The 5,192-nt window shown below is 40.6% G+C and carries 7 protein-coding genes; 4 read left to right on the top strand and 3 right to left on the bottom strand.

Annotated elements, in window-relative coordinates:
- Together AB1466_04355 and AB1466_04350 are read right to left on the bottom strand one after the other, a co-directional pair.
- A partial coding sequence (locus tag AB1466_04355) for a hypothetical protein (protein MEW6189330.1) occupies nt 1-1,213 on the bottom strand: 1,213 nt, incomplete at its 3' end.
- An 86-nt stretch (nt 1,214-1,299) separates the two neighbouring features.
- On the bottom strand, nt 1,300-2,145 hold the full coding sequence (locus AB1466_04350; protein ID MEW6189329.1) for a methyltransferase domain-containing protein: 846 nt from the start codon (nt 2,143-2,145) through the stop codon (nt 1,300-1,302).
- Nucleotides 2,146-2,380: 235 nt separating this feature from the next.
- Here AB1466_04350 and AB1466_04345 point away from each other — a divergent pair, with 235 nt between their 5' ends.
- The 3 genes from AB1466_04345 (at nt 2,381) to AB1466_04335 (ending at nt 3,670) form a co-directional block, all read left to right on the top strand.
- On the top strand, nt 2,381-2,626 hold the full coding sequence (locus tag AB1466_04345) for a ribbon-helix-helix protein, CopG family (GenBank protein ID MEW6189328.1): 246 nt from the start codon (nt 2,381-2,383) through the stop codon (nt 2,624-2,626).
- On the top strand, nt 2,623-3,066 hold the full coding sequence (locus AB1466_04340) for a type II toxin-antitoxin system VapC family toxin (GenBank protein MEW6189327.1): 444 nt from the start codon (nt 2,623-2,625) through the stop codon (nt 3,064-3,066). Before AB1466_04345 ends, AB1466_04340 begins: the two co-directional genes overlap by 4 nt.
- A gap of 442 nt (nt 3,067-3,508) precedes the next feature.
- Nucleotides 3,509-3,670, top strand: a complete 162-nt coding sequence (locus tag AB1466_04335; protein ID MEW6189326.1) for a hypothetical protein — start codon at nt 3,509-3,511, stop codon at nt 3,668-3,670.
- Nucleotides 3,671-3,685: 15 nt separating this feature from the next.
- Here AB1466_04335 and AB1466_04330 read toward each other — a convergent pair whose 3' ends face one another.
- Nucleotides 3,686-4,294: a gamma-glutamyl-gamma-aminobutyrate hydrolase family protein gene (locus tag AB1466_04330; GenBank protein ID MEW6189325.1), complete on the bottom strand. Its 609-nt coding sequence runs from the start codon at nt 4,292-4,294 to the stop codon at nt 3,686-3,688.
- 85 nt (nt 4,295-4,379) lie between these two features.
- On the opposite strand from AB1466_04330, the gene AB1466_04325 reads away from it, so the two are divergent.
- Nucleotides 4,380-5,009 (top strand): M23 family metallopeptidase, encoded by a 630-nt coding sequence (locus tag AB1466_04325; protein ID MEW6189324.1) that lies wholly within the window; start codon nt 4,380-4,382, stop codon nt 5,007-5,009.
- Nucleotides 5,010-5,192: the final 183 nt, after the last annotated feature.

Genomic DNA, 5,192 nt, shown 5'->3' with positions numbered 1-5,192 from the left:
AAATAGCCTCCTGGATATCTTCGGCATAGATATTAGCACCATCGATTGAAACAGCATCTCTCCGACCGAAGCAATAAAAAAAGGGCAATCGCCAGATGGTTTCATATCCTGCTTGTCGAAGAAGCGAAAATATATTGTAACCGTGTGAGTGGAGTATTTCAATCAATTGATTGAAGGAAATTACTCCACCTCGATCATGAATATTATAACGGATGAGTGGGATGCCGCTTTTAGTAGTAAAAACAATTTCGCCATCAACTTCTTCTACAAAATAGCTCATGGGTACAAACTGCATTAAAGTCGGCAATCGGATGCCTTTGAATAGTTCTACGCATAACTTCTCATTTTGGGAAGCCAGCTTTTTAATTAAGATAGTGAGTGCGGTTTCAAAACCAACCATTCCAGAGCCAGTATCAGATGAACCAAAAACACTAGTTACTCCAAGAAGATCATCCTTAGCTATCCCTAATCTTTCCTTAACTTTCTCACGCCAAGCTTCTGTGTGTGGCTCACCCCCCGTTTGAATTCTTATCCGCATTTCTTGCCACTTGATCCCTGTTTCCTCTCCTTTTGATATAAGATGTTCAATAAAAGGCGGGTAGCCAATTATTAAGATTTGGTCGTATAGCTTACCGAATCTCTCAATTAGTTCTAAAGCAATTTTAATATCAGACCCGGGGGAAACAATAGTTAGTTTATAATCGTCCTTTAATGCTATTTGTTTTAGATTTGTTGTGATTGTGATTCCAGCAACCCACGCACCCATAGCGAAAACGTTGACAATCAGTGTTGAATGCCTCAAATCAAAAAGATAGTTGTAATAAAGATCAAAGTATGCAGGTATCATTTTGTCCTTGCTCGCTAACTGCGGCCAGTAAAATGGTTGTCCTGAATTTCCCGAGCTACGGTAAATAATGTCCATCATACCCAAGGGTTCTAAACACAGTTCCTCAAATGGGTATTTCCTAAAATAATTCTCCTTGTCTGTAAGAGGAATTTCCTCCCAATACTTTATTTTCCTAGGATCAATACTGTGCTCTTCGAGAAAATATTGGTAGGCTGATACCTTTTGAGCTGCCTCACGGAATATTGCTAAAGCATTTTTCCTTCCTAGCTTTTCTAAAAGCTTTGCAGGAGCATTTGAAAGGAACAAGTTTGCTCTTTTGGGATTAACCATTACTAAATTTTGCATTAAACCTCCAAATTTTGACATTAATATAACCCCCTTCCAAGTAGTTATCGCAGACAAATTCTTAGAAGAAAAAGGTACGAAATCTAACTTTCACCTAGAATTATGTCTTAAGACCTCGAGGAGTGTTTGGATGGAAATTCCATCGATTCAAAATTAATGGACTGCATCCTCGTTTCTTGAGGAATGATTTCCGCCGCTACTATAAACAAATTTTGATCCGCATAAGCGGGTTCTATCTCGATGCTCCTGAAACCATTTTGTTTAAATACTGTTACAAATTCCTCTTCCGGTAAAAAGTGATATTCCTGCTTTCCTCCCTTTTTATCGATTATAAATACATTTATTAGAATTGGGATAAGACCAATGGTGGATAACATTAGTAGTGTTTTTGCTAGAACCCCTGCTTTTCGAGAGAATCCCCAGATATTTCCAATCCTCTTAAAATGATCTTGAATAAGTGGTGCAAATCGAGAACCAGGTTTTGGATTTGTAAGAACCATCTTTCCTTCTGGTTTAAGTACACGAATAAATTCACAAATGGCATTCTGTGGATTCTCTAAAGCATAAAGGACATTTATACAAAGTATACGATCAAACGTATCATCTGGATAAGGTAACTTTCCATCTAAGTTCACTAAAGCAAAATTAACAAACTTTAAATCCTTACATTTCTTCCTCGCACGGGCTAACATCAGCGGTGAGAAATCTACTGCTTCAATTTCAATAGGAGGGATGTTTCTACTCGAGATGAATCTTTCGAAATTGCCTGTTCCACAACCTGCATCTAAGATTTTTTGGTTGGGTTGGATATCAAGATTTATATATGCATCAAAAAGGAGTTTGCGATAGGGCATAGCGATATTTATGCCATCATAACATATCCCGTATAAGTTCCAGAAAAATGTGCTTTTTGCAATATCTCCTTTTACTCGATCTCTTACTTGCCCCTCCATCTCCCCTCCTTTAAGTAACAAAATCATCGTTGCATTATATTCGCTATAAATTGCTAAAGTCCTGCTAAACGAGTAATTTTTTAAAGTTGCTGGTAGTGAGTGAAATTTTCGTGGCGAAATCTCTTTAGATATCGATTTTTGAATCGTGGATGGGATTTGATTGTTTGCGGAATTTGATTTAAGCTGATAGTGATGTATAATATGCACATACATATCTTTTAAAGGAGGAATCGAGATGTCTGAGCTCACTAAACGCCTACAAATATTATTATCGCCAGAGCAGTATAGGAAACTTGAATTGTATGCTAAAAAGCGTAAGAAATCAGTGGCTTCTATCATTCGAGAGGCAATAGAAAAGTTGCTACATGAACGCACCAAGTTAGAGAAGAAAAAAGCGGTCGAACGTATGCTTTCGCGTGAATTACCCATAGATGATTGGGAAAAAATGGAAGAAGAGATAATGAAGGGAGCTATTCTATGAGCATATATTTCATTGACGCAAATATAGTGATGTATGCGGTTGGTAGAGAGCATGAGTATAAGCAATTCTGCTCTGCTATCTTGAGAGATATAGGCGATGAAAAAATCACAGCTGTTACTGATACTGAAGTATTACAGGAGATCTTATATCGATATTTTATGATAGGCAAAGGAAAAGATGGGTTAGAGACGGCAAAGGATTTTTCGGTTGCTGTTTCAGACGTGTTGTTTGTAACCAAAAGGGAAGTAGAAACAACCTTCGAACTCCTAAAAAAATATCCTGACCTACCTCCTCGTGACCATATTCACGTTGCAGTGATGATAAATAACGATATCAGGGAAATCATTAGCACAGATAAGCACTTTGACCAAATTGAAGAGGTTAGTAGGGTGGATCCTAAAGAGTTTGGGCAGTGGCAGGGATGGATGTCAGGGATTTAGCATAGGAGTTAACTCAAAGGATTCAGAGGATAGTCAAGCCCCATTTGGGGAAAATTGCTTCCAGAGTGTCTGTTGATCAATCAGTGGGTGGGGATACCACCTTTGCTATCGATGAAATAGCCAAGAATGAGGTTGAACCCACTTAAAAGCTCATGGGAATATCGCTTATTATTCGGAGGATAAGGGGCTTGTTGTTTTCGGGGAGCCGGAGTATGTGCTCATCGTGGATCCGGTCGATGGCTCTCGCCGGTCTAGAATCCTGCTGTGTCTCAGTTGCAGTCGCTATTTATCTACCTGTCGGGAGGCATGGTAAACCCAAACCACTCATGAAGGATGTCTTTTATGGCTGTGTCCAGGAGATCAAAAATGGCACCATGTTCACTGCTGAACGAGGCAAGGGTGTAAGGATCGAGATGAGTGGAAAAGAAATAGAAATGGGCAAATGGATGCCTATGTTGATATCGGAAAGCGGATGATCGAAGAAGTTCCTTGGGTGAAAAGGGAATTTGAAAGGGTGGGGAAGGGCAATATTGCCCTGCACAAAAGGTTAGTCGTTGAGGTCGACAAGGGGATCGAAAGACTCAAGAAACTGAGACCAAGATAAAACGGTCAAACGTACTCATCTAATCATCGAGCAGAATTGTTTTATGACCTGGATGCCCTCTCTGTGCTCCTCTCCTCGAATGCGGAATCTCTCGGCATGAAATTGAATGCCATAAAGTGGTTTAACTTCGTGCTTTACCGCCTCAACCTCACAGGATGGTGAATCCGCCAGCAATCTTAAGTTTGCCTTGGAAAGGCTATCCTTTTTCACATAATCATGATGCCATTCCGCCAAGGGGATGCTCTGCCCAGCTTTAAATCCCTTAAAGAGATCATTCCTCTCGATGATCCGGACGGATTCAAACTTATCCACAACCGGTTCTTCTAGTGCTCCCACATCGGCTCCCAATGCCAGACACATAAGCTGGTGACCGAAGCATATACCCAAGAGGGGGACTTCAATGCGCCTTATCAAGTTAGTCACATGATTAAACTTCGCCACATGCTCAGCTTCAACAATCCTTGCCCCCGAACCGCTGAGGATTGCTGCTCCTATATCTTCATCGAGTTCATATCCGGCACCGATCTGATGGTGGGGCATAACCTTGATGTCGCTGAACATTCTAACTGCATCGATTAGCTCGTTGATCTCTCTGGTGTTAAAGTAGTTATTGATGATAAGCACTCTCAATTGGAACACCTCAAAATATCCTTCAACTTCTCTTTTAAATATCCTTTGAAGAAAAATTTGAGATATGGAAATTTAAAATTTGGAAGGAGTTCATAAGACTAAAGCGAAGGAACAATTTGAGGAAATGATATTGAAGAATAGATTTTTTGATCGGATTTTAACGGTTGCAATTGCTCTGGTCATCACGGCTAATCTTCTCGTATCCTTGCTTTTTGTATCAGTGGTAGCTTTCCCCGAGCTCATACAAATCCGAGCACCCACTCGCAAAAGTGCATACAAGATTGAGTATTGCTTCCCAGTGGCTGGTAATTGCAACTACTCTAATGACTGGCATGCCCCGAGATATGTTCCTTATTATCACTTACATGAAGGCACGGATATCTTCGCTCCAAGGGGAACGCCTGTTTATGCTTGTGTTGAAGGAAAAGCGGAGAAAATCGGTACCGAGCCCATCAGCGGCAACTTCATCGGAATCCGGGGAAGAGATAAAAGATATTATTACTATGCCCATTTGGAAACATGGGTCAGTGGCATCGAAGAAGGAGATAAAGTTAGATTAGGACAAATCATCGGGTATGTCGGAGACACGGGTAACGCAAAAGGAACACCTCCTCACCTTCATTTTGGGATTAAGGAAGGTAACCATTGGATAAATCCTTATCCCATTTTGAAGAAGATGAAAACGCACCACGAATTAAACCTGAGGTGATATCTAAACCGAGTACTTGCGATTCAAAATATCTTGGTGACCAGCATGGAAGCAGCACTGATTAGTGGAACGCTGAAATTATCATCTATGGGAAGGGGTAGTACCTCAGCAACGGCTGCAGCAAGGCTTCCCAGTGCAATCACCCAAAAGGGAAGATTCACATAAGGCAGGAGTAAATAACCA

Source organism: Actinomycetota bacterium (genome assembly GCA_040755895.1).
Taxonomy (GTDB): Bacteria; Actinomycetota; Aquicultoria; order Subteraquimicrobiales; family Subteraquimicrobiaceae; genus Subteraquimicrobium.
Note: the sequence above shows the minus strand (reverse complement) of the source record. Positions and strands in the feature narration are given on the sequence as shown.

Coding starts and splice junctions, on each gene's coding strand:
- AB1466_04345 (MEW6189328.1), top strand. CDS start 2,381: ATGTCTGAGCTCACTAAACGCCTACAAATATTATTATCGCCAGAGCAG.
- AB1466_04335 (MEW6189326.1), top strand. CDS start 3,509: ATGGATGCCTATGTTGATATCGGAAAGCGGATGATCGAAGAAGTTCCT.
- AB1466_04340 (MEW6189327.1), top strand. CDS start 2,623: ATGAGCATATATTTCATTGACGCAAATATAGTGATGTATGCGGTTGGT.
- AB1466_04350 (MEW6189329.1), bottom strand. CDS start 2,145: ATGGAGGGGCAAGTAAGAGATCGAGTAAAAGGAGATATTGCAAAAAGC.